General features: G+C 49.8%; 15 protein-coding genes. 2 read left to right on the top strand and 13 right to left on the bottom strand.

Annotated features, from left to right (window positions below; all coding sequences use genetic code 11):
* Window positions 1-575 precede the first annotated feature (575 nt).
* Both H8S52_RS06460 and H8S52_RS06455 read left to right on the top strand, forming a co-directional pair.
* Window positions 576-2117, top strand: coding sequence for a glycine--tRNA ligase (locus H8S52_RS06460; protein ID WP_005656181.1), 1542 nt, complete (start codon window positions 576-578; stop codon window positions 2115-2117).
* Window positions 2118-2227: 110 nt separating this feature from the next.
* On the top strand, window positions 2228-2899 hold the full coding sequence (locus H8S52_RS06455; protein ID WP_117940896.1) for an FKBP-type peptidyl-prolyl cis-trans isomerase: 672 nt from the start codon (window positions 2228-2230) through the stop codon (window positions 2897-2899).
* Window positions 2900-2982: 83 nt separating this feature from the next.
* Here the strand turns inward: H8S52_RS06455 and H8S52_RS06450 are convergent, their stop codons facing one another.
* The 13 genes from H8S52_RS06450 to H8S52_RS06390 all read right to left on the bottom strand — a co-directional run bounded on the left by H8S52_RS06450 (window position 2983) and on the right by H8S52_RS06390 (window position 23939).
* Complete coding sequence (locus H8S52_RS06450; RefSeq protein ID WP_186909495.1) at window positions 2983-4812, bottom strand: serine hydrolase; 1830 nt, start codon at window positions 4810-4812, stop codon at window positions 2983-2985.
* A 163-nt stretch (window positions 4813-4975) separates the two neighbouring features.
* Complete coding sequence (gene murQ, locus H8S52_RS06445) at window positions 4976-5791, bottom strand: N-acetylmuramic acid 6-phosphate etherase (protein ID WP_005656188.1); 816 nt, start codon at window positions 5789-5791, stop codon at window positions 4976-4978.
* Between the two features lie 36 nt (window positions 5792-5827).
* Complete coding sequence (locus H8S52_RS06440) at window positions 5828-6667, bottom strand: BadF/BadG/BcrA/BcrD ATPase family protein (protein ID WP_005656190.1); 840 nt, start codon at window positions 6665-6667, stop codon at window positions 5828-5830.
* 27 nt (window positions 6668-6694) lie between these two features.
* The gene (locus H8S52_RS06435) at window positions 6695-7885 is read right to left on the bottom strand and encodes an acyltransferase family protein (protein ID WP_186909494.1); all 1191 of its coding nucleotides are present in this window, start codon (window positions 7883-7885) and stop codon (window positions 6695-6697) included.
* Between the two features lie 17 nt (window positions 7886-7902).
* Window positions 7903-10866 carry an FAD-binding and (Fe-S)-binding domain-containing protein gene (locus H8S52_RS06430; RefSeq protein ID WP_186909493.1) on the bottom strand — a complete coding sequence of 988 codons (2964 nt, stop codon included), beginning with the start codon at window positions 10864-10866 and terminating at the stop codon, window positions 7903-7905.
* 142 nt (window positions 10867-11008) lie between these two features.
* The gene (locus tag H8S52_RS06425; RefSeq protein WP_117907468.1) at window positions 11009-12247 is read right to left on the bottom strand and encodes an exo-beta-N-acetylmuramidase NamZ domain-containing protein; all 1239 of its coding nucleotides are present in this window, start codon (window positions 12245-12247) and stop codon (window positions 11009-11011) included.
* Between the two features lie 33 nt (window positions 12248-12280).
* The gene (locus H8S52_RS06420) at window positions 12281-13603 is read right to left on the bottom strand and encodes an MFS transporter (RefSeq protein WP_186909492.1); all 1323 of its coding nucleotides are present in this window, start codon (window positions 13601-13603) and stop codon (window positions 12281-12283) included.
* Between the two features lie 27 nt (window positions 13604-13630).
* On the bottom strand, window positions 13631-15010 hold the full coding sequence (locus tag H8S52_RS06415; RefSeq protein WP_186909491.1) for a SpoIID/LytB domain-containing protein: 1380 nt from the start codon (window positions 15008-15010) through the stop codon (window positions 13631-13633).
* A gap of 28 nt (window positions 15011-15038) precedes the next feature.
* Window positions 15039-15971: a DUF4922 domain-containing protein gene (locus H8S52_RS06410; protein WP_117984509.1), complete on the bottom strand. Its 933-nt coding sequence runs from the start codon at window positions 15969-15971 to the stop codon at window positions 15039-15041.
* A gap of 3 nt (window positions 15972-15974) precedes the next feature.
* Window positions 15975-17441 carry a glycosyltransferase family A protein gene (locus H8S52_RS06405; protein ID WP_186909490.1) on the bottom strand — a complete coding sequence of 489 codons (1467 nt, stop codon included), beginning with the start codon at window positions 17439-17441 and terminating at the stop codon, window positions 15975-15977.
* A gap of 26 nt (window positions 17442-17467) precedes the next feature.
* Window positions 17468-19348, bottom strand: coding sequence for a PQQ-binding-like beta-propeller repeat protein (locus H8S52_RS06400; protein WP_186909489.1), 1881 nt, complete (start codon window positions 19346-19348; stop codon window positions 17468-17470).
* Between the two features lie 29 nt (window positions 19349-19377).
* Entirely contained in the window at window positions 19378-22467 is a 3090-nt protein-coding gene (locus H8S52_RS06395) for a xanthan lyase (protein WP_117984504.1), read from the bottom strand.
* A gap of 17 nt (window positions 22468-22484) precedes the next feature.
* Window positions 22485-23939, bottom strand: a complete 1455-nt coding sequence (locus tag H8S52_RS06390; RefSeq protein WP_005656211.1) for a sodium:solute symporter — start codon at window positions 23937-23939, stop codon at window positions 22485-22487.
* Window positions 23940-23958 lie beyond the last annotated feature (19 nt).

The raw sequence follows: 23958 nt of genomic DNA, 5'->3' as shown, positions 1-23958 counted from the left end.
TTTTAAGTAAAATGTCCGGTAATGAGAGAAATAGCAGGATATAATTGCAGTTTTCTTTCTCTCCATTTGCGATAATGCTTATTTTTCTTTTGGATATGTACGATGCCCTGTTGTTGAAATATGATGCTTTCCTGAAATCTACATTTTTCTTGTCGTCCGACACGGGGAAAGTAATGATATACCGTGCGAGAAATTATAAAAAAGTTCGGGCGGCTCTTATGGCCCTTTTCTTCGAGTATCCGGAACAGGTAATATATATTCGGAAAGGTAAGACCCTCGCGAGTCAAGAGGCGGCAGAGGAATAAGCCGGATATAACTCCGGGAGTGTTAAGAAATAGAAAGTATTCGGTAACCTTGTCTGGCATCCGCTGGTAGAGATATGTATTGCCCTGAAAAAGGATTAGTATTTGCAATTCGCTGTCTGATTACACCGCATATAACTGTTTTATGGGTTTGTGGCTACAAACATTACCATAAATTAATACCCCCGTTGCCCTACATATAAGATAAATCCCTATCTTTGTGGCGCTTTTTAACTGAACAAAGATTTCGAATTAATTAAGATACAATAAAAAATGGCACAGGAAGACGTTTTTAAGAAACTCGTATCACACTGCAAGGAATACGGATTCGTATTCCCTTCCAGCGACATCTATGACGGACTGGGAGCCGTATACGATTACGGTCAGATGGGTGTGGAACTGAAAAATAACATCAAACAATACTGGTGGCAGAGCATGGTGCTGCTGCACGAAAACATCGTAGGCATCGACTCGGCTATCTTTATGCACCCTACAATCTGGAAAGCAAGCGGACACGTGGATGCGTTTAACGACCCCTTGATTGATAACCGCGATTCAAAGAAGCGTTATCGTGCCGATGTATTGATTGAAGACCAGCTCGCCAAGTATGACGACAAGATAAACAAGGAAGTGGCGAAGGCCGCCAAGCGTTTCGGTGAGGCTTTCGACGAAGCACAGTTCCGCAGCACGAACGCCCGCGTACTGGAGCATCAGGCCAAGCGCGACGCTTTGCACGAACGTTTTGCCAAAGCGCTGAACGACAACAATCTTGAAGAGCTTCGCCAGATAATCCTGGACGAAGAAATCGTTTGCCCTATCAGCGGTACGAAGAACTGGACGGAAGTCCGTCAGTTCAACCTGATGTTCACTACCGAAATGGGTTCCACTTCGGAAGGTGCGATGAAGGTTTACCTCCGTCCGGAAACGGCTCAGGGTATTTTTGTGAACTATCTGAACGTGCAGAAGACAGGACGTATGAAGATTCCTTTCGGCATCGCACAAATAGGTAAGGCTTTCCGTAACGAAATCGTTGCGCGCCAGTTCATCTTCCGTATGCGCGAGTTCGAGCAGATGGAAATGCAGTTCTTTGTAAAACCGGGCACTGAGCTCGACTGGTTCAAGACTTGGAAAGAAACCCGTTTGAAATGGCATAAGGCGCTGGGATTCGGCGACGACCATTACCGCTATCACGACCACGACAAACTGGCCCACTATGCAAATGCCGCTACCGACATCGAGTTTCTGATGCCGTTCGGCTTTAAGGAAGTAGAGGGCATCCATAGCCGCACCAACTTCGATTTGTCCCAGCACGAGAAATTCTCCGGCAAGAACATCAAGTACTTTGACCCGGAAACCAATGAAAGCTATACTCCGTACGTTATCGAAACCTCTATCGGCGTAGACCGTATGTTCCTTAGCATCATGTCGGCTTCTTATTGTGAGGAGCAGCTGGAGAACGGCGAAACCCGCGTGGTGCTGAAATTGCCTGCTGCGCTGGCTCCGGTGAAACTGGCGGTTATGCCGCTGGTGAAGAAGGACGGTCTGCCCGAAAAGGCTCGTGAGATTATCAACGACCTGAAGTTCCACTTCCATTGCCAGTACGACGAGAAAGACAGCATCGGCAAGCGCTACCGCCGTCAGGACGCTATCGGTACTCCGTATTGTGTAACCGTAGACCACCAGACGTTGGAAGATAACTGCGTAACGCTGCGCAACCGCGATACGATGCAGCAGGAGCGTGTGGCTATCTCCGAACTGAACAATATCATTGCAGACCGCGTAAGCATTACGTCTTTGCTGAAAACGCTGCAATAAGATAAAATGTATTTTGTTTGTCCCTGCCGTTCAGAGTGTAGCGAAAAAGCTGTGCCCTGAATGCCGGGAGACAAATGCCGAATAATAGTAATCCCGTAATTTATAATCAGATGAAGAGACCGTTCCTTTTGTTTTTACCCTTCTTGCTGTTCATAGCAGGTGCGTTTGTGGCTTGCGAAGAAGTGGAGGAGGCCGGAAAATATGATAACTGGGTACCGCGTAATGAAGCTTTTATTGATTCCATAAAAGGTAAGACCGGCGATAATATCGTGGCTTCGCTTGAAGATGCCGAGAAGATGGAGATTGGCACGTTGTATGCCATATCCGTGCCGACCAGCGGTACCGGGGTCAATGGTACTTTACGTCCTCAGTATGTGTATTGCAAGAAGTTGTGGAAAACAGATAGCGGGGCATACCCGTTGTTCACGGAAAAGGTAAGCGTTTTCTATCGTGGTACTTTCATTACCGGAGAAGAGTTCGATGGCAATTTTGACGGTTTCGGAGCAACAGACCGTGAAATTCCGTTGCCTTTATCAGATCCCTTGTCCGAAAACTCTCCCGAATCCAAATGGCCTACGGCGTTTAATTCCCCTTCCGAATTTATGGTATCCGAAGTTATTGCAGGCTGGACATGGGCTTTGCAATATATGCGGGCCGGTGAGCGTTGGATGCTGTATATTCCCTGGCAGAGCGGATATGGTGCAAGCGGCAGTTCATCCGGTGATATTCCCGGTTATACGTCATTGACCTTTGATGTATGTTTGGAAGGTATTGCAGACTGATTGATTGGATATAAAAACAGAAAAGGTGGTAAAGTTTGTTCTTTATCACCTTTTTCCGTTTATATGCGTGTCATGTGTTTTCTCTAAATCTTTTTCCTGAGGGCTTTCGCCCATATTTTATAGCCTTCTTCTTTCAGGTGTAATCCGTCTGTTGTCAAATCGGCACGTAATACATTGCTTCCTTTCTCGGTGAATAAAGGGAAGAGATTGATGTACGTCAGGCCCTTTTCTTTGGCAAGTGCTTCCAGTTGTTTGTTGATTTCGGGTATCATATTTGTCTTGCCTGCCAGTCTTTTGTAACGGCCGAAACTTTCGTTGATAGGAAGCAGGCTTTGCAGGTAAAGCCTGGTGTCGGGAGACTCTTTCCGGATGCGCTCTACCGTCATGCGAATCATACCGGCGATGCTGTCGGCTGTCAGGTCGTGCGAAACATCGTTTACGCCGATAAGCAGGAATAGTTTGGCAGGTTGTCCTGGCAATATCTGGTGCAGGCGGTCGTACACACCCATTACCTCATCACCGATAATGCCGCGGTTGCGTACGTGCTTGTTGCCAAGGCGGGCGGCCCAGTCACCACCGTTTTCCGTCAGGCTGTTGCCCAGCATGACTATATCTTTGCTGCCGATGGCAGGTTCGTCCATGAACTGGAGAAAACGTTTGTAATAATGGTCCGTATATGTGCGCGGAGCGGGATACAGAGAGGCTGCCACTGCGTTGGCTACCAGTGAGCGCAGGCGTACCACGCTGTGTCCGTCTTCCGGATGCACGGCGTTAGTCAGCAGGATTACGGACGTGTCATTGTCGGGGTCGATTACGACAGATGTACCGGTGTAGCCCGTATGCCCGTAGGTATTCGGACCGAAGAAATCGCCGGCATTGGATGCGTAGGGGCTACATACATCCCAACCCGGTGAGCGGCCCAGACCCGCTGTAGCACGGGGTACGGTGCGCATGGTCTTTACGCCTTGCGGACTGAGAATGCGATGTCCGTTCCACTCTCCGCCGTTTTGCAGGGCGGCACAAAGTATGGCAATGTCTTCGGCGCAGGAGAATACGCCTGCATTGCCGCTGATGCCGCCGTTGAGAATGCGTGCAAGCGGGTCGTGCACCTGTCCGCAAAGAACCTGCCCGTCGGGTTGTTTCTCTGTCGGTGCAATGTTTTCCGGTAGGGGAACAGTATTTATCCACTTGCCGTTCTTGTCGCGTAGGCAAGGGAGATAATCGGTATGCTTCATACCCAGTACGTCGAAGACGTTTTCACGGGCAAAGTCGCGCAAGGATTGTCCGCTGACGGCCTCTATGATGTGTTGCAGGGTGATGAAGTTTAGGCAGCTGTACTGAAAGCCGGTTTGCGGCTTGAAATCACGTTTGCATCCGGCGATGTACTCCATCAGCCCTGCCGGGTTGGGAGAACCGTATTTCTGTTCCAGCTCCGCAGCCGGGGCATAAGGCGGGAGTCCGGAACTGTGTGTCAGCAAATCGGCTATGCGGATTACCTTTTTGTTTTTTCCGTCTTCGCTCTCCCAGTCCTTGAAGCCGGGGATGTAGCGGTTTACAGGATCGAGCAGGCGTATCTTTCCGCGTTCTGCCAGAATCATGGTGCATACGGCTGTGGATATGGACTTGCTGCAGGATGCCATATCGAAAACGGTATTTACGGTCATAGGTTCTGTGTCCGGATAAATCCGTTTGTTGCCGTATGCCTTCAGATAGGCCATTTTGCCGTTGCGTACCACTGCAAGTACGGCGCCGGGAATCTCTTTGCCGGCGATGGCCGTTTCAATGGCTTCATCGGCATACATCAGTTTGCGGGAATCCAGTCCCGCCTGTTCGGGAGCTACCCGCTGCAAAGGCTGTGCGGTGGCTGCCTGCAGACCGAACAGAAGTACAAGGATGCTGGTAAGTGTTTTCATATTTTGTTTGCTATAAGTGGATTTTCGGACAGAAGAACCGGGAACATAAACTGTGTGGAAGGTGCCGCATGCGGCAAGGCAGAGTTTATTTTTCCGTTCTTTTGTTCTTCTGTCTGAAAACCGGGTGAGATCTCTGTGTGCTCTGTAGTGAATCTGCCAGTTGTCATTCCTTGGCCCGGTAAGCGTCTGCCGCTTTCTTCACCGAGCCGTGCATCAGCAAGAGCGCCTTGGCCTTTCCGTAGTCAAGTCCCAGTTCCTCGACCAGCATACGCGTGCCACGATCCACCAGTTTCTTGTTGCTGAGCTGCATATTCACCATCTTGTTGCCTTTCACACGACCCAACTGTATCATTACGGAAGTGGTAATCATATTCAGAATCATCTTCTGACCTGTACCCGACTTCATGCGCGAGCTTCCTGTAACGTATTCAGGTCCTACAATCATTTCGATAGGTACATCGGATTCTGCAGCCATTGGCGAATCGGGATTGCTGGTGATGCAAGCCGTCAGGATACCATGCTCGCGGGCTTCGTGCAGCGCACCGATAACGTAGGGGGTTGTACCGGAGGCCGCTATGCCGATAACCGTATCCTTGTCCGTAATATTGCGTTCTACCAGTTCTTCCCAGCCGCGTTGCATGTCGTCTTCCGCATTTTCCACGGGATTGCGCAGGGCAGTGTCTCCGCCGGCTATCAGACCGATAATCAAGGTAGGCGGCATGCCGAATGTCGGTGGTATTTCGGAGGCGTCGAGCACGCCGAGGCGGCCGCTTGTGCCGGCACCCATATAGAAAATGCGTCCGCCTTGTTTCATGCGGGGTACGATTTGTGTCACTAATTTCTCTATTTGCGGTATTGCCTTTTGTACGGCAAGCGCCACTTTCTGGTCTTCCCTGTTGATGTCTTCCAGTATTTCACGGACAGACTTCTTTTCCAAGTCGTTGTAGAGCGAAGGTTGCTCTGAGATTTTTACAAACATAAGGCTATTTACGAGTTTACGGTTTACTATTTGCGATTACTTGTGATATTCTATCAGACCTTCCATCGGACTCTTGATGACCGTACCCAGCCGGATACCCATTTCGCTGGCAGCTTCGGCCAATATCGTCTTGTAATAGAAAGCCACGGAGCCGATAAAGTGTACCTTGCTTTCACGGTAGTTTTCGTACTGCATCACGTTACGTTTGAGGAATGCCTTGAAGCTGTCCGATACCAGCGTGCGTATGCAGGGTTCGTCCAGGTTCTGTGCAAGGAACGGAGAGAGGCTTGCCAGAAAACGGTTGGGGAACGGCTTGCGGTATACACGGTCGATGATGTCGGCGGGTGTCAGGTTGAACTGCGTGAGGAACTTCTCCTTCAGTTCGGGAGTCATCTGGTTTTTCAGAATATCGCCCACCAGCAACTTGCCCAATACGGCGCCGCTGCCTTCATCTCCGAGGATGAATCCCAGTGGAGATACGTTGGATACAATCTGCTTGCCGTCATAGTAGCATGAGTTGGAGCCTGTACCCATGATGCAGGCAATGCCGGCATCGTGCTGGCAAAGTCCGCGGGCTGCCGCCAGCATATCTGTGTTTACTTCCACCTCTCCCTTTACCCGGAGATGCTTGGTGATGGCACGGTGAACCATGGCTATCTTGTCGGGAAATCCGCATCCCGCACCGTAGAAATATACAGCATCCAATGCATCGGTTGTTAACCGGGGCAACAGTGCTGTCGCAATCTCATTACTGATTTCCTCTTCCGATTGAAAGAAAGGATTGGTTCCTTTCGTAAATATCTGCCGGATGAGTTGTCCGTTCTCTACAACACACCAGTCGGTCTTTGTAGAGCCACTGTCTGCTATTAGAATCATATTATTACTTGTTTTGAGTTTATTCGATTATAGTTTTATGTAAATCTTCCGTTTATAGAGTTGGTAGCCGATGCACCAGTTGATGCCGACGAACAGCAACGCATATGCCAGCGAACCGCCGGTTTCGCCGAATACAGGCATCAACAGCACTTTGTACAGAAATCCGTGTATGCTGATGTTACCTTCGCCCCACGGGAAGCAAATGCTGCCGAAGAGAATGCCGAGCACACCGCCCAGTACGTACATGAATAAAGGATTGACACCGAACGACTCGAAGAAGAGGCTCCATTTCTTATAGCCTTTCACATCGATAATCCAGATGAGCAGCGCCAGGAAGCTGGAAGCCAATCCGCAGGTAGCCAGTACGAAGGTAGGCGACCATATTTTCTTGTTGATGGGGCATCCGTAACTCAGCAGGAAGCCGGCGAATGTAAGGATGGTACCGGCTAAAAACAGTTTGATAAGATGCGAGTTCAGCATACTTTCACGGCTTTCATCAGCCTTGCCTCCTTCGAGCATCATACGGCCTACACAGAAGCCCAACAGTACATGAGCTATGGCAGGGATGGTGCTTAGTAAGCCCTCCGGGTCGATGCCGTTATCCTTGTACATATGTGCGGGGGTAAGGATGGCACGGTCTACAACAGAAAGGATGTTCGTATCGTTGTAGGCAAATCCATTGCCACAAACCAACAGGATGAAGTAGCCTGCCAGTAGGGTAGCAATGAGATAGGGAATGTTGCGGTGCTTCATGGTCAGCGCAATGATAGCGGTAGCACCGTAGCAAAGGGCCAGACGCTGCATGACACCCAGGATACGGATGCGGTCGAATGTCCATGCGGCTTCCCACAGTTGGGCGCCGAAGCCGATGCCCTCCGTGGGAGAAGTCCAGTAATAACAGAACTTCGAGAACCAGCCGATACCCATACCAATGAGGAAGATGAGTATGGTACGTTTCAGAATCTTCATGCCGGCGGCACGGCTGAATTCGAAATTATACTTTTTCAGGGAGATGTATGTGGAAATTCCCATGATGAACATGAAGAACGGGAATACAAGGTCGGTGGGGGTAAGACCGTTCCATTCCGCATGACGCAGGGGGGCATAGATATGCGCCCATGTACCGGGGTTGTTAACCATAATCATGCCTGCAATGGTGACACCGCGAAGGATGTCGAGGGCAAGGATGCGCTTGTTTGTTTTTACTGTACTACTCATGATTTTTGTGTGTTAAGTTAGTTGTTGAGTTTAACGGTTGCGGGTTGGGTACATTCATCTACCAGGTAGACTATGGACACGTACGGAATGCCGGAGTTGGTTGTCAGCCCGATTTCACAGGTACGGCTGTTGGAATATCCGATGCTTACGCCGGCTGCTTCTATCTGGGGGCGGAGCTTGCGCAGGGCGTATGCGTTCAGTTCGGGATATGTGAAGCCGCGGTCGCCGGCAAAGCCGCAGCAGCCTACTTCTTCGGGCACGATGACTTTGGATGAGCAGAGACGTGCCAAGGCTGTAATTGTATCGGCAAGCCCCATCTTGCGCATGGAACAGGTGATGTGGACTGCCACAGGGCGGTCGGTAGGGGTGAATACCAGTCTGTTACGCAGGAATGTATATATGAACTCTGCCGGTTCGTAAAGCTTCATCTTATGGATAGTTTCGCGCATCCGGTGCAGGCACGGGCTTTGGTCGCACAATACAGGATACCTGCCCTGTTCGCTGGCTTTCCACAAGGCTGCCTCCAGTTCGGCAGATTTGCGGTCGGCAATGTCAAGCATTCCCTTGCTTTCCCAGATTGTGCCGCAGCAAAGCTTTTCCATGTTTTCGGGGAAGATGACTTCGTAACCGCCTTTTTGCAACAAGGCAATCATTTTGCTCGCCAATGCCTGCTCCACAGGCGATTTCTTTGGCAGTCCCATTGTCTGGTTGATGCAACTGGGGAAATAAACCACTTTCAATTGACCATTAGTCGCACTGTCTTTGTCCGCGTTCTTATTCCGCAGGGTATCGTTGTCAATTGTCAATTGTGAACTTTTAATTGAATAGGCTTTGGGCATTGCCGGTGTCCAAAGGGGGATGCCGAGAACGTTGTGCATGCCTTTGGTGATGCAGCTCATCGCTTTGGTTCCCAATACGGAATGACCGAGGTTGGCAAGTCCCAATACGGGGCGCAGTGCACTTTTTATGCCGGCGAAGTGATTGGCGGCGAAATTGCCGGCCTTATATCCCATGCTGCCTTGCGGCAATTCTTTCTGGCGGATGATGTGTGTCAGGTCACCCGTATTGATTCCCATAGGACAGGACATGGAACAGAGGCCGTCGCCGGCACAGGTCTGGTTGCCGGGATAGCGGTATTGTTTTTCCAGTAGGGCGAGACGTTCGGGGGCTTCGCCGCTCTGTCGAAGGCGGGCTATCTCCCTTTGCAGCACGATGCGCTGTCTTGAGGAGAGGGTGAAGCCGCAGGACAGGCAGTTCACTTCGCAGAAGCCGCATTCGATGCAGCGGTTTACTTTGGCTGCCGGATTTTGGGCATCCAAAGGAATCAGCGGAAGCGGTTTGAAATTTTTGATATGGCATTTCGGATCGTCATTGAAAATAACGCCCGGATTCAACAGACCTTTCGGGTCGAACAGGTTTTTGACGGCTTTCATCACCTCATAGGCTGCATCTCCCCATTCGTGGCGTACAAAAGGAGCCATGTTTCTGCCCGTACCGTGTTCTGCTTTCAGCGAGCCGTCGTATTTGTCCGCAACCAGTGTCTTGACATCATTCATCAGGTCTTCGTAGCGTTTCACTTCGGCTTCGCTGCTAAAAGACTGATTGAGGATGAAGTGGTAGTTCCCCTCCAGCGCATGTCCGTATATACAGGCATCCTCGTAACCGTGACGGGCTATGAGTTGCTGCAATTCGGCGGTTGCTTCGGGCAGGTCCTCGATGTGGAAAGCCACATCTTCGATGAGGCACGTTGTTCCCGGTTTCCGCGTCCCGCCCACGGAAGGGAAGATGCCGGAGCGGATGGCCCAGTACTTCGAATATTCTTCGGGCTTGTCGGTGAAGCATACGGGCGTGTAGGTCTGGAAAGCGGAAAGGCATTGTTCTATCGTACGGATGTTCTGCCGAAGTTCTTCCGTGCTGCGGGCTTTGGTCTCGGTCAGCACGGCGGTCAGTCCGGTTTCGTCTCCCGGTTCTACGCCGGGCAGGGTGGATGAACATATTTCGCCCTTATACTTCAGGAATACGGGGTCGCTTACCGATGCCAGAGATTTCCAGTCCAGCAGCTCTGCTCCTTTTACGGTCCACTCACCATTGCCGTCGGTTAGTTTTTTCATGGCTACCACAGCACGGCAAGCTTCTTTTATGGTCTTGAAGTAGAGCATGGCACTTGCCTTGCAAGGGTAGTCATACTCCGTTTTCATAGTCACTTGCGAGAGGAATGCGAGTGTTCCCTCCGAACCCACCATAAGATGGGCTATGATATCGAACGGGTCGTCGAAGCGGACAAAAGGGAGCAGGTTCAGACCGGTTACATTCTTTATGGAGTATTTGTAGCGGATGCGTTCCGCCAGTTTCCCGTCGGCACGCACTTCATCGCGGAGCGTGCAGATGCGCCGGATGAAATCGCGGTGTGTCACTTCGAATGCGGCGCGGCTTACGCTGTCTCCGGTGTCGAGAACCGTTCCGTCAGCCAGTACGATGCGGGCGGAGAGAAGCACCTTGTCGCTGTTGGCATGCGTACCGCAGTTCATGCCCGAAGCGTTGTTCATGACGATACCGCCCACCATGGCGCTTTTTACGGAGGCAGGGTCGGGAGCGAATTTCCGTCCGAAAGGGGCCAGCAATTCATTGACCCGTTGTCCGATGATGCCGGGCTGCAGGGTGATTTCTTCGTGGTCGGGAGATATGCTGTAGCCTTCCCAATGTTTGCCGGCTACAATAAGTATGGAGTCACTGATGGCTTGTCCGGATAAGCTGGTTCCTGCTGCCCGGAAAGTGACGGGCAGGTTGTGGCTGCCGGCAAGTTTCAGCAGCCGGGAGATTTCCTCTTCTCCTTCCGAACGGATTACGATTTGCGGGATGAGGCGGTAGAAACCGGCATCTGTTCCCCAAGCCAGCCGACGGAGTTCGTCGGTGTAAATCCTCTCCTGCGGAATGAATTGTCTCGCTTCCTGCAGGAAAGCCATGTAGTTACTCTTTTCCATAATGTATAGATCTTTTTACTCCTGTGCTTCTTCCCGCAATCCTTGTCGCAATAACTTGTGAAAGGACTTTATAGGGAAGTGCATTCAATATACAACCGAATGATATTCAGTATGCGACTTACCGTTTTTTATACTTGTCAAATTATTTATATAAATAATACTGCTTCGACAGTTTACGGAACTCCTCGACATCTTTGTACCAATAGTCGCGGATGTCTTCCCAACGGTTGCGCTTGCTGAAGCGTTCGCGTATCTGTTTTGAGCCGCTTACCTTGTCGAACATGGCGAAACGGCCTTTATCCGCATGGTCAAATACGGCACGGTCGGGGTAGAGCGCGGCTACTTCCTGCATTACGAGGAACTGTATCTCGCTTAGCGGTGCTTTGCCGAAATCCATGATGTGCACTTGCACGCCCTGCAGCAACTCTCCTTTACCTACGGAGTAGAACGGTTTCAGGTACATCGGTCGGAAGACGATACCCGGTACGTTCAGCCCGTTCAGGTTTCTGGCAAGCTTCTCGGCTTCCACCCACGGGGCAGCGAACATCTGGAACGGAATCGTGTAACCTACTCCGATAGACATATAGCCCAACTCTCCCAAAATGCCGCTCACGGGATAGAAAAATGCGGAGTGCGGGTGCGGAATGTGCGGAGAAGAAGGAACCCACTGCAATCCGGTCTGTGTATAGTCCATCTTGCGCTTCCAGCCTTTCATCTTTACAACCTGCAATTTGCATTGCTTGCCGTCTTTCAGCATCTTTTCCCCATTCAGCATGAAAGCCAACTCACCGCAAGTGAGTCCGTAAAGGTACGGAATTTTAAATTGGCTGACAAAGGAAATGCAGTCATCTTCTGTCAGATTACCCTCTATCTTCAATCCGCCTACGGGATTGGGGCGATCCAGTACGATAAATTCCTTGTCGTTCTCGGCAGCGGCTTCCATGGCAAGTCCCATGGTACTGATGTAGGTGAATGAGCGGCAGCCGATGTCCTGGATGTCGTATACCAGTACGTCAATGTCCTTCAGCATCTCCGGAGTCGCTTTACGTGTCTTGCCGTAGAGGGAATAGACGGGCAGTCCGGTTGAGGCATCCTTGATGTCCGTTACGTGATCGCCGGCATGTACATCGCCGCGTACGCCATGTTCCGGACCATAGAGTGCCACGAGATTCACGTTCGGCGCTTCGTGCAGAATATCGATGGTGGATTTCATGTGATTATCTACTCCCGTAGGATTGGTAATCAGTCCCACACGTTTACCTTCCAGGCATTTGAAGTTTTGCTCTTTCAGCACTTCGATGCCGGTCTTTATTTTTATTTTCTGTGCGTATGCCACGCAGCAAAGGGTGCAAAGGATACAGAGAACGAGATGTTTTTTCATAATGGGTATCTTTATGGTTCGTTTATCAATCTTTTATTTCTTGCCGTATTCGGGGTCTATCCGCCTGTCGGCAAAGACGGTGACTATCACAGTGGCAATGCAGCATGCGATTACCATCCAGAAGAAGTTGGTATAGCCGATAGCTTCCTGAATGTAACCGGCAAACATGCCCGGAATCATCATGCTCAGCGCCATGAATGCGGTGCAGATAGCATAGTGTGATGTCTTGAACTCGCCTTCGGAGAAATACATCATATAGAGCATATAGGCTGTGAAACCGAAGCCGTAGCCGAACTGTTCGATAGCAATCGCCGTTGATATGGCAAACAGGTTTTCGGGCTGGCAAATAGCCAGGTAGACAAAAGTCAGGCAGGGAAGTGTCATACATGCCGCCATCCACCAGATGGATTTCTTCAATCCGATGCGCGATGCGAATATGCCGCCGAGAATACCGCCCAATGTGAGGAATATCACACCGATAGTGCCGTATACGATGCCTACTTCTGCCGTGGAAAGCCCTAAGCCTCCCGCCTCTTTACCGGCAACAAGGAAAGGCATGCACATCTTGATGAGGAATGCCTCGGGCAGCCGGTAGAGCAGCATGAATACAATGGCAAGCAGTACACCCGGTTTGGTAAAATAGGTGGCGAAAGTGCGTCCGAACTCCTTGAAAATAGCCTTGGCACCGGCTGTTCCCGGGGCCAAGACTGATTTGTCGGAAGACGGTTTGGGTATCATGAAAAGGTGATAAAAACTTACTATGCTGAACATAACGGCCGTAACCAGCATCGTGATAGTCCACGACAGCGGAATGTTGTCGTATTTCAGTTCGATGGCACCGGCAATGGCTACGAGCACTCCTTGTCCGAAGATAGACGCAAGGCGGTAGAAAGTGCTTCGGATACCGACAAACTCAGCCTGCTCGCCCGATTTCAATGCCAGCATATAAAACCCGTCTGCGGCAATATCGTGTGTGGCGGAAGCGAATGCCGTGATGATAAACAGTATCAAGGTTACGGTGAACATACTGATAGGAGTCGTGCCCGCCGCCATGGTCGCTTCGTCCGGATGCGGAATGGTCAGGGTCAGCAGGATGAAAGCTATCGACATAAGAATCTGCATGGAAACTACCCACCATCTTTTGGTTCTGATAATGTCTACAAACGGACTCCAGAAGGGTTTGATAGTCCATGGCAGATACAGCAGGCTGGTAAATAGCGCCATGTCTCCATTGGGTACACCCATTTTGGCAAACATCAGTACGGAGATGTTGTTTACGATAAAGTAGGGGATACCCTGTGCGAAATATAAGGTAGGGACCCATGCCCAGGGGGATATTTTCTTGATATTGTTCATTCTGTCAATTGTTTTTCTGTTATAGGATTAGTCATATAGTTGGTCGATACTGGCGCCGATGTAGTAATGCAGCAATATCTCATCGTATTTGTATCCTTGTTCTCCCATTACGGCAGCACCTATCTGGCAGAGACCTGCGCCATGTCCCCATCCGGCTCCGGTGAGGATGAAACGCCCGGGGATGCCGGCTTCCGACACTTCTGCACGGTCTACGACAAAGGCGGAGCTGTAAAGGTGTGAAGGAGAAAGCGTCCGGCGGATTTCCAGTTCTTTCCCGATAGTCAGCGTCTTCTTCGTACCTACGATTTTCAGTTTCCAAAGGCGTCCGGAGGTGCCGCGGGCCACGGGAACAAGGTCGATTATCTGCCCGTAGTCTATGCCGGAGCGTTTCAGTATGAGGGCAGAGAGTTCGTCTTGAGTATATTCTACTTTCCAACGGTAGAAATCGGTGGTTTCCTGGTCGTAATTGTTGAGAACCTGTGACAGGATTTTCTTATCCGTGGTATTGCAGAATGCTTCGGGGGAAGTACGTATCCAGCGGTCGGCTTCGGACTCCTGAGTCAGGTCGGGCAGTTCGGGAGCAGTCTTTTCATTTCCTGTCAGATAATCGCGCTGTTTGGCAAGATAGGGATATTTGATATCTTCCCAGCAATACTGGAACTCTTCGAATGCTCCGCCGCAGCATTTGGAGAAGCGGGCATCGCATATTTTGCCTTCTGAGATAAGTACCTGTCCGCGGGTGGCGGCTATCGCCTGGCGGACTATATCGGTGGAAGCGCGCGTTATCCCCTGATAGCGCTGGCAGTGGTCATCCGCACATACGTCGAAATGGGTATGGGAGTCGCGCTCATACCATTTCAATTGACAGTCGGCAGTTGACAGTTGGCAATTGGCTGCGTTGTCTTGGTTTGCGTTTTTATTCCGTATGGTATCATTACCAACAGGCAGTTGTAATTTGTCAGTTTGCAAACCGGAAAGGTTTGCAAGCAGCCAGCTGCGCGAGATAACTGCATGTGCCTTCAGCAGTTCCAGAGAAGCGGTTGCACTCATCTCGCTGGAGATGACGCTGGTCAGGTAATCTTCCACGCGGATGACATTGATACCAGTCAGCTTGCCGTTCTCTACGATAATCTTTAAAGAACCCTGGAAGCGTTGGTCTTCTTTGCGTTCCCAGTGGAAGTTTATCCCGATAGTCACGTCCAGCAACTCGAATGCCGCAACGGATTCTTGCAGGGGTTCAAACACTAATTCGTCATATTGCCTGCCGTTCCAAAGGATTTTACCTTCGTCGTAGGTAACAGTCTGCTTGTCGTTGACTTCCTTGCCGGATACGTGGTAGGGGGTAAGCAGGATAAATTCTATCTGTGGCTCGAATAGGATGCCGACTTCTACTTTGGGCTCTTTCATACTTATTTATTTAAGGGGGTGACGGATATTACAGTTGGCTTTGGATGCGTTTCCGCACCTTTTGGAAATCTGCGGGAGAAAGGCATACTTCACTCAATATCTGTGCGATGTCTTCTGCCGTTATTTTGATGAAATCTTTCTCGACGGGGGTGATGAATACGCCGCCTAAGTCTACGGAGGCAGGACTGCTCAGCAGGTTGGCGTCGCCTTCGGCCGTATAACATGCCGGACGATGCTTGGCACGAGGAAAGACAAATACAATCCATTTGTTGTCTTCGTACATTACAAGGACATTCATCATCGGTTCGTCTTCACCGGGCTGTATGTCCAGTGAGTGATAAACGGTGTCGAACAGCTTAATCGTCGTCTTGCGGTCAGCAGATTCGATGACGAGCGTAGTGCGCGGGGCATCGTTCAGCCACCATAGGGTGGCCTGACCGTAGTCGGCTACTTTACCTGCTACTTGTCCACGCCAGTCTTGTTCAATAGGCATGAAACCTTTGTTACCGGCCTGGAAGTGGGCGTGGTCGGGAGCGGAAGCGCCGCACTTGGGACCATTGTAAAAAATGGTGTAGTCGGTCAGTTGCCGTGCCAGGTCCAGCATATCCCCGAAGCGGGGAGCTATGCGCTGGGCGACATGTGCGGTTTCCGGTACCGTCAGATGACGGGGGAATATGGGAAACGGATTGACCAATATGTTGTAGTGTCCTTCGAACGGGATGCCTTTTTGCACTGCCGGCAAGTTGGCGGGGCAGAGAAAGCATTTACGTTCCTTAATGGACTTTGCATCTACTTTGGCTCCGGAAGATACGATACGTGCCGGATTGAACTGTACTTTATAAAGGGTGCCGTTTACATTCAGTTCTTTCACCTGCACTCCGGAAAGGGCGGCGTAGTTATTACGCGCCGTTTCCCAGGAAGCAAGCTGTTCGGTTAGAAGATTGTGTATGGTTTGATTCATAGGTCATTTACCGTTTTTCTTGTTCATAGCAATGCGTGCCTGCAACTCCCACGTGCGGATACGGTCTTTGTAAAGGTTGTGCCCGTTCATTTTGACGATGTCCAATGAGGCATCCGAGTTGTCGTCCCAGCGGCGGCAGTTGTAAACAACGTCATAGACACGGCCTATCTGGTATTGGCGGGAGAAATTCAGTCCAAGGGCATAATCTTCGCCATAGCTCGTATTGGGCACTTTTACTTCGCGCAGTACCGGAGTATAGAATGCGCGCGGCGCACCCAGACCGTTAATACGGAGGGCATTGTTACGTCCGTTGTCCGGTGTCCACTCCTTGTGATCGATGATGCCCGGAGCAATCATGTTCATGTTGAAGTCCGTCATCATGTAAGTACCTACTACCATGGCGCAGTTCTGTTCGTAGAAAGCACGTACCATGGTGGCCAATGTGTTTTCATCGGCATATACGTCGTCACTGTCCAATTGTACGGCAAACTTGCCGCATTTGGGGTGGTGTACGCCCATGTTCCAGCAACCGCCGATGCCGAGGTCGTTGCGTTCGGGGATGATATGGATGAGGCGCTCGTCATTCTTAAACTCGTCGATGGCTTCTGTCGTTCCGTCGGTGGAGTGGTTGTCGATGATGATAAGATTGAACTTGAAGTCTGCCTTCTGGTCCAGTACGGAACGGATAGCATCGCGGATGGTACGTATACGGTTACGTACGGGGATGATAACGGATGCCTCGTATTCGAAATTTCCGGCAGAGAACTCAATCTGCTTGAACTCCGGTTTCAGGTAGCCACCGATTTCTTTCAGATGTTCCGTGCATGCCGCTTCCATTTCAATCTGACGGTTACGGTTCTTCGGGTCGACGTAATCGAATATCTTTTCGCCGCTCTTACGTGTATCGTTTTCCACTTCACTGTACAGATATTCATTGATATGCACGAGGTCTGCCTTTTGGCTCAGCTTCAGTCGTAAGTCGTAAAGGCCGGCAAAGTTATAATTGCATTTCATGCGGCAGGCTGCCTCTTTTAGCTTTGAAGTATTGAAAAGGAGTACCGAGCCGAAATTGAAATCGTCTCTCAGCGAGCCGAACTGATAGTCGATGACCGGAGCATTCGTCTGCTTGCCGTCGGCTATCTGGTAATGGTCGGCATAGACCATTCCTGCATCCGAATCTTCTGCAATGTGCATCATGCGTTCCAAGGCGAACATACCCAGTTCAAGAGTCGTTTCTTTGGTGTATAGCAATGTATATTCAGCATCGGTTTTTTCGGCAATGGTTTTCATGGTAGTACTGCTGTATGGCATGTCTACGGATAACATCTCACAACCGGGCAATGGCTCGAGCGTAGAGTCTGTCGTAACTAAACGGATGTTACCGATAAGGCCTGTAGCCTGTAATCCTTGTACTGTCTTTTCAGCCTGTTCTTTTCCTGCAAAAGGAATAAAGCAATCAATCTTCTTCATATCTGTAAGGTATTATTTTAAAATTCTCATTTTTTTATTTTAAACTTCAGCATTCCGGTTTCTCCACTCGTGGCGGTAAACAGCACCCGGTTATTGTCGAGCGGTACCACTGTGCTTATGAGCGAATTGCCTGTTTTGTGTTTCCACAGCACTTTGCCAGTCGCGGCTTCCAGCGCGAAGATAAGTCCTTCTTTGGTACTTCCGAATACGACTCCGTTTTTTTCTACCTGCATGGAAGGAGCATGCTCGTAGCCGAAGCCTACATTGGATGCCCACAGTTTGTGCGGTTGGTTACCTTTGGTGGAGTAACATACGATACTGTCGTTCATGGTCTTGCTGTAAATACGTTCTTTGTCTTCGGACAATCCTATTGTCTCACGTACCATGGATTGGAAAGTACGCCATACGGTATTGCCCGTTTCTATGTCAATGGCGGTCATGGCACGTTGCGGGTCGGTAATGAATACCTTTCCATCGGCTGCCACCGGCCATACGGCGGCAGGGGAGAAGTGCATGCGCGTCAGTCCGCCTGTCCATTTCCATAGTTCCTTGCCGTCTGCTTTATTTAAAGCGTATAAGGTATTGTCCCATGCGCCGAAGATAACTTTATTGTCCGTTACCAAAGGTTTGGTCTCGATGTAGCCTCTTACGCCTGCAAAAGCCCATTTCACCTCTCCGGTACGGATGTTTACGGCACGGAAAGTGTGGTCGCTGGCACCGATATAGGCAATTCCGTTCTCTATTGTCACTGCTCCCAATACAGGTTCGGCAGCTTCTACTGTCCATAACAGATTACCGTTTTGGGCATCCAGACCATATATCTTACAATCGGCGGAACCGAATACGACAATTCCTTCGCTTACGGCAGGTGTCCCGACAATTCTTTTTCCGGATTGGAAACTCCATAGTTTCTTGCCGTTTTTAAGGGCATAGGCAGTGAGGCGTCCCAGGTCGTCGCCAACGAATACTTTGTCTTTTTCCACTGCCGGTGAACAGTAGATGCCGGCTCCGGTTTGCACTATCCATTGCTCTTGTACTTGTGCATACTCTTTGTTTACGGAGAAGTCGGGATATTTTTCGGCTTTCCCATTACGGTCATAGTATGAATCCGTCAGCGAGAATGCGGCCCATTGCCTTTTGGGCTCTCCGATGCGTTGTGTATAAACGAGGATGGAATCTTCTGTAATCTCATAAATGCCGTAGCCCGGCTTTTCATCCTTGTCGCGCAGGTTGCTGCGCATCAGGATACCCGGAATGCCGTCATAGCGCAAGTCGCGGTCGCGGTGGTAGTGTCCGCCTATAAACAGGCGTATGTTGTATGGTCGCACGGCATCCGTCACTTCATACCAGTTGTCCACATCGCCTTCCGTCATCGGATAGTGGGTAACAAGTATTACAGGTTTGTCCGGCCGGGAATTGCCGGCATTGTACCGGTCCATCGTTTCCGTCATCCAGCGGATATCCTGAGGGACAACATGGCCGTATGCCATACGCATCAGCGGGCCTGAATTAAAACCGAGGAACAAAAAACCTTTGTGTTCGAATTCAAACCGTTCGCCGCCGAATATCTCTCCGAAGGCAGTACAGCCGGAATCGCTCCATTTGGTTTCATGGTTACCCAGTGCTACATAGTATTTCACTTTCAGCAGGTCGAGGCATGATTTCACTTTTTTCATGGTGGTGCGGTCGCCCTCTTCGGCAATGTCGCCTGTCACCAATACGAAATCGATGCTGTCGGTTGCATTAATTTGTGCAATGGAACGCAATAAATCTTCCGTAGGATTGGGGTTGTTCGGACTTAAGTGGATGTCCGTCAGTTGTGCGAAGCGGAACACGGCCTGCTGTGCCTGCACCATAAACGGTAGCAGGCAGGCAAACAGGACGCTGGTGAATAGTCTTCGGTTCATAAATGATGATTGGTTTTATAAATTATTCTTTATTTCTTGGTACTGCTGTTGAAAAATGTCAGAATAGCGTCCATCAGAGATGCTCTTTCTTCTGCCGTACGAAGCGATTCGAAAGGGAATCCTAAGACGCATGTCTTATATTCGCCCTGATAGGCAATTCCGGCACTCAGGTTATTCTCCGAATAGCGCATTATGGTATACGCTTCTTTCGTAGCAGGCTCGATGGCGTCAGGGGACTCCACTGCGTAAGAATCCGAATTAAGCTCATTATGGTAAGTATAGTTTCCCGAAAGAGAAGGGAAAGGGGAAGCTACGCACTTCGCTTTACCCATTGTGGCGGCTTGTCCTGTACGCCACTTATATTTCAGAACCTCCGTAGCAAATTTCTTGTCTTCTTCATTGGCGGGAATCAGGCGGTTATCCCATAAGTCGGTTCCTACATAGGCGCCTGATATAAAGATATTGCCGCCTTGGCTACAGTAAGCTGTAATACAGTCTTGCATCGGTTTGCTGAATGTCTTGAACTCCAAAGGCTTTATTCCGCCTCTGCCTATCTTGGTCTGGCACTCTTTGCCGAGAATAAGGTCGGTGTATGTGTAGTCGTTCAGGACAACTTGTCCGTTTTCAACAGCTTCATCACTGCATGAAACGAAGGAGTAACCGGCCTTCAGTATGGCAGCTCCGTGCACTGCCGGGTAGTCGAATGTATTTCCGGCGATAACCTGTGTTTCGTAGTTGCCGTAGCAGTCGCCGAAACCGGATGCGTCATCGTCCATCCAGGGGATGGAACGGCGGAACTCTTTCATCTTTCCGATGTAGCTGATGTCTTTGATATAAGGCACTCCATGGTCCAAATCGTCCAGAAAACCTGCAAGTAGCGTGTCGGCAGGTGCAGGGGCTACAAAGTCGGCGGGAGCACTGATGCGGTCGAATCCGTTGATGACCAATACTGCACCTTTGCTGTTGAAAGCCTGTCCTGCCGAAAGAATTTCAGAAGGGAAGCTCTCACCACCCTTGTTGAGGGCGGTTACCTTATAGCTGCATACGATACCGGCGGGAAGAACGGTGCGGTAACTGTTTTTATCCACTACTGTGCCGTTGTCGAAGTCACCGTTGCCGATACGCGTATAAACGATGTACTTCTCGGGAGCGGCTGTCGGTTCCAGCGGGTCGTTTACAGCCTCCCAGGTCAACTCGATTTCATTTTCACCGATCATGCGCAATGCCATGTGGTCTACTGGCAAGGGCTGTACTATATAATCCATACGGTATTGCGAACAGAGAAACTGCAACATTCCTTTGTAGATAGCGCGGCTTACCGTAAATCGGAAGCGCGGGTCGATACCGTAACGCATATCGGCAAAGTTCTGGTGAGAAAGCAACTCAAGTAACATGGTCGGTACGCGTGGAACGCGGGCTTCATAGTATGATTGATTCCATTTGCCGCGGCGGGTCCATCGGGGTTCATACAGTGTGCGGATGTCGCGTACGATATTGGATTGAATCAGGTCTGTCAGGTCGTGAGACAAATAGCGTGATGCCCCATTGGCAAATACTCCGTTGTAGGCATCGGTCTGATAGATGCCGAGTGTTCCGATGATAGAGTCGTTGAGGGTAGTTCCTGCATCCGAGTGGAAGGCAAACGCCAGGTCTACCGGAATATTCAACCCCTTTTCCGTGGGGTTGGCGGCAGAACCGCCCGCCAGGTAGTTCACCCATATTCCACGGCTTTTATAATCATCCGTGTAATCATTCTTTCCGTGGCTTTCGGAATATACGCTGTCCGGAATGCCGGCCCATTGCATCCAGTAACGGGCGGCCTCGCAGAAACGTGGATAACCGCTCTTTTGGTATTCGGTGATATAGGACGGTTGATATGCTGCCGGTATATTCTTTGCTGCATCTGATGCGTTGACAGTTTTGTCGGAGCTTTTCAAATTATCGGTTGCCCCTTCCTCAGAGATGCGGCGGGCAATGTTTCCCATGCCGCCGCCAATCTTTACGGCATCGGCTGTGACTATTTGTCCGGCTTTGGCAGAACGGTTGCTCAGAGTCACCTTGCAGGCATTGCTTTTTCCGGCATCAAAACCGAAAGTTCCCAGATAAACCCAAGTGCCGCCCCCCATTTTCTGGTTGACTTTGAATTGGGATACCCCGCCTTTATGATAAACGGTATAAAGGGCATCGTCACTGCTGTTGGGAACAGTCTGATAGGATACATAGACTGCATATTGTCCGTTTTGAGGTATTTCGGGAATCCATTCGGCCGTGCTTTCTTTTCCTTTTTTGACGGTTTCTGCGATACGGAATGTACCTTCTTTAAAAGGATTTTCAAAATCTATGTATTGCGGGCGAAGATGTGCGAAGCCTTTTCCTGTGCCTTGCAGCCATACCTTGTCTGCGGTACGTTCGGTATAGGTAGAGTTGGTGTTAAGGCAACCGTCATTGTCGATAATGATTTCGGCAGTCTGGCAGTCGCGTTCACGCGGAAGCAGTACATTGGCTCCGGCGTTTTCCAGCATCGGAACAAGGTAGGGCAATACGAAGCTCTGTGTATACAGGTCTTCCACGGTTTGCAGACAGCGGGCACGCTGCCACTCCCAGCGGTTGAGTTTCGGTTCGTAGTAAAAACCGTGGCTTTGCCATAAGGCAATATGACGGTTTTGCAGTCCGTTGGTTGGAGTATAAGGTCTGGAAACTTTGGTTACCAGAGGCTTTTCTACATCCTGGCTGAATGTAAGAGCCTTTTTGTCTTTTTTCGAACGCAACGCTTGGGGAATCAGTTCTTCGATACTGTGTCTGTTGGTGCGTAGCTGTAGCCTGTACTTTGCAAATTCGGTGGGCAACAAGGCGTTGATACCTTTGTAAATTTCGGCTACATTATCCTCACGGAAAGGAATGTAGGAACAGTTCATGTTGGCAAAGAGTTGCAGGGTGTTGCCGTTTATGGCAACAGAGTCAACGGTGATATGTCCTACGGATATTTCTTTTCGTGCAGTGGCATCCAGAAACTTGCCTATTTCCCGGCGGGTTTCTGTCGGAAGCTCTTGCGCACCGCCCGTTTGGGGGATAAGGGCGGTGGCAAGCATGCTGAGCAAAAAGTGGAGTCTTACACTCATGATGATGATGTATTAAGTTAAATGTTCTTTTTGTCTTTCTTTATCAGTATGCAGAGTCCGATGAAGGTGAACAGTGCATTGAATATAAGCAGCTCATAGCTGAACTGATAACCGTTGAACCATGCTTCCGAATTCTTTTGCAGGATGAAGCAAAGAAGCGGGGATACGATGGCGACTAACGGTATGTATTTGTCCCGCACCTGCTGCTTCATGAAGATGCCGAAAGCAAACAGTCCCAAGATAGGACCATAGGTGTAGCTTGCCAGAATATATACGGCATCGATTACACTGGTATTGTTCAGCAGGTTGAATACAAAAATCGTAATACCCATTATTACGGCCATTCCTATGTGTACCCGTTTCCGGATTTTTACGATTTCCTCTTCCGTCCTTCCTCTTGTGCCGAGAATATCTACGGTGAAGGATGTAGTAAGGGCTGTCAGTGCGGAGCCTGCTGCCGAGTAAGCCGAAGAAATCAGTCCGATAATAAACAGGATGCCTACAACGGTGGGGAAGTAATTTCCTGTAGCAATTAAGGGGAAAAGTTCATCACTTTTCTCCACTTGTATTCCTTGGCTGCCGGCAAATATGTAGAGCAGTACACCCAGCATCAGAAACAACAGAATGACGAAGAATTGCGAAATGACGCTGGTAATCATGTTCTTTTGTGAGTCCTTGAAATTCTTGCAGCTGAGGTTGCGTTGCATCATGTCCTGATCCAATCCGGTCATGGCTATCATGGTAAATGCTCCGGCAAAGAACTGCTTGAAGAAGTATTGCTTGCTGTTGACATCGTCGAAGAAAAATATGCGGGACATATCGCTGTCGGCAATTGTACCGAGCATACCGGTGAAAGACAAATTAAGGTCGGAGGCTATGTAGCAGATGCACAATACAACCGATACCACAAGGCAGAACGTTTTCAAGGAGTCCGTCCAGATGAGCGACTTTACGCCTCCACGGAAAGTGTACAGCCATACCAAAGCTACGGTGATGGCCACATTCAGAATAAAAGGTAATCCGAATGGTTCGAATACCAGCAGTTGTAATGTCAGGCAGACGAGGAACAGGCGTACTGCCGCTCCAAGCATTTTGGAGATGAAGAAAAACCAGGCCCCTGTACGGTATGAGGACATGCCGAACCTGTTCTCCAGATATTCGTAAATGGAAACCAGATTCATCCGGTAGAACAAGGGGGTCAGAACAAAGGCGATGATTAATTGTCCCGCAATAAATCCCAATACCATTTGCAGATAGCCGAAGTTACTTGCGGCAACCATGCCGGGCACGGATACATACGTTACTCCGGATATGCTGGAGCCAATCATTGCAAATGCCACCACATACCAGGACGATTTGCGGTTGCCCACGAAGAAACCTGCATTGTCTGCTTTTCTGCCGGCAATGTAAGATACTGTGAAGAGTATTGCAAAATAGGCTGCAATGGTGATGATAACGGATAACGGGCTCATTGTATTGATTGGGTATTAG

Source organism: Bacteroides sp. NSJ-48 (assembly GCF_014287405.1).
Taxonomy (GTDB): Bacteria; Bacteroidota; Bacteroidia; order Bacteroidales; family Bacteroidaceae; genus Bacteroides; species Bacteroides stercoris.
The sequence above is the reverse complement of the archived record's forward strand: the minus strand, read 5'-3'. Positions and strand labels throughout refer to the sequence as shown.

Coding starts and splice junctions, on each gene's coding strand:
- H8S52_RS06420 (WP_186909492.1), bottom strand. CDS start 13,603: ATGAACAATATCAAGAAAATATCCCCCTGGGCATGGGTCCCTACCTTA.
- H8S52_RS06395 (WP_117984504.1), bottom strand. CDS start 22,467: ATGAGTGTAAGACTCCACTTTTTGCTCAGCATGCTTGCCACCGCCCTT.
- H8S52_RS06455 (WP_117940896.1), top strand. CDS start 2,228: ATGAAGAGACCGTTCCTTTTGTTTTTACCCTTCTTGCTGTTCATAGCA.
- H8S52_RS06460 (WP_005656181.1), top strand. CDS start 576: ATGGCACAGGAAGACGTTTTTAAGAAACTCGTATCACACTGCAAGGAA.
- murQ (WP_005656188.1), bottom strand. CDS start 5,791: ATGTTTGTAAAAATCTCAGAGCAACCTTCGCTCTACAACGACTTGGAA.
- H8S52_RS06425 (WP_117907468.1), bottom strand. CDS start 12,247: ATGAAAAAACATCTCGTTCTCTGTATCCTTTGCACCCTTTGCTGCGTG.
- H8S52_RS06435 (WP_186909494.1), bottom strand. CDS start 7,885: ATGAGTAGTACAGTAAAAACAAACAAGCGCATCCTTGCCCTCGACATC.
- H8S52_RS06440 (WP_005656190.1), bottom strand. CDS start 6,667: ATGATTCTAATAGCAGACAGTGGCTCTACAAAGACCGACTGGTGTGTT.
- H8S52_RS06415 (WP_186909491.1), bottom strand. CDS start 15,010: ATGAAAGAGCCCAAAGTAGAAGTCGGCATCCTATTCGAGCCACAGATA.
- H8S52_RS06405 (WP_186909490.1), bottom strand. CDS start 17,441: ATGAAGAAGATTGATTGCTTTATTCCTTTTGCAGGAAAAGAACAGGCT.
- H8S52_RS06450 (WP_186909495.1), bottom strand. CDS start 4,812: ATGAAAACACTTACCAGCATCCTTGTACTTCTGTTCGGTCTGCAGGCA.
- H8S52_RS06430 (WP_186909493.1), bottom strand. CDS start 10,866: ATGGAAAAGAGTAACTACATGGCTTTCCTGCAGGAAGCGAGACAATTC.
- H8S52_RS06390 (WP_005656211.1), bottom strand. CDS start 23,939: ATGAGCCCGTTATCCGTTATCATCACCATTGCAGCCTATTTTGCAATA.
- H8S52_RS06410 (WP_117984509.1), bottom strand. CDS start 15,971: ATGAATCAAACCATACACAATCTTCTAACCGAACAGCTTGCTTCCTGG.
- H8S52_RS06400 (WP_186909489.1), bottom strand. CDS start 19,348: ATGAACCGAAGACTATTCACCAGCGTCCTGTTTGCCTGCCTGCTACCG.